The organism is Streptomyces exfoliatus, assembly GCF_000725545.1.
Classification (GTDB): Bacteria; Actinomycetota; Actinomycetes; order Streptomycetales; family Streptomycetaceae; genus Streptomyces; species Streptomyces exfoliatus.
The window spans coordinates 1-995 of the sequence record NZ_JNZP01000085.1; the positions used below are offsets into that span (position 1 = coordinate 1).

1 protein-coding gene is annotated in these 995 nt (G+C 70.2%); it reads left to right on the forward strand.

What is annotated here, in order from left to right:
* Positions 1-995: acyltransferase domain-containing protein (locus tag IO20_RS0134190; protein ID WP_030557364.1), on the forward strand; the 995-nt coding region annotated here is incomplete at both ends.

Consider the following 995-nt stretch of genomic DNA (forward strand, 5'->3'; position numbering starts at 1 on the left):
CTCGACTCATCCCCCGAGTTCGCACGCGTCATCGACGAGTGCGAAGCAGCACTGGCACCCTTCGTCGACTGGAAACTCACCGCCGTACTCCGCGGCGAGGAAGGCGCCCCCGGCCTCGACCGGGTCGACGTCGTCCAGCCCGCCTCCTGGGCCATGATGGTCGCCCTCGCCGCCCTCTGGCGCGCCAGCGGAGTCAACCCCATCGCCGTCGTCGGCCACTCCCAGGGCGAGATCGCCGCCGCCGTCGTCGCCGGAGGCCTCACCCTCCACGACGGCGCCCGCGTCGTCGCCCTCCGCTCCAAAGCCCTCCGCGTCCTCTCCGGAGGCGGCGGCATGGCCTGGACCGCCCTCACCGAAGCACACGCCGAGGACCTCCTCGCCCGGTGGTCCGGACGGATCTCGGTAGCCGCTGTGAACGGCCCCTCCTCGACCGTCGTGGCCGGTCACCCCGAAGCCCTCGACGAGCTCCTCGCCCACTGCGAAACCGCCGGCATCCACGCGCGCCGCATAGCCGTCGACTACGCCTCCCACTCCCCCCACGTCGACGACATCCGCGACACCCTCGCCACCGAACTCAAGGACGTCACCCCCCGCCCGGGCCGGATCGCCTTCCACTCCACCGTCACCGGCGGCATCCTCGACACCACCGAACTCGACGGCCCCTACTGGTTCCGCAACCTCCGCAGCAAGGTCCGCCTCGCCGAGACCATCGAACAACTCGCCGCCGACGACGTCGTGTTCATCGAAGTCAGCACCCACCCCGTCCTCACCACCAGCATCACCGAAACCATCGGCGACACCGGCGCCGTCGTCGACACCCTCCACCGCAACACCGGCAGCCTCGACCGCTTCATCGAATCCGCCGCCGAAGCCTGGACCCACGGCATCACCATCCAATGGCCCACCACCCTCACCCCCTACCGCACCCACACCATCGAACTCCCCGCCTACCCCTTCCAACGCCAGCACTACTGGCTCACACCCGAACCCGCCGC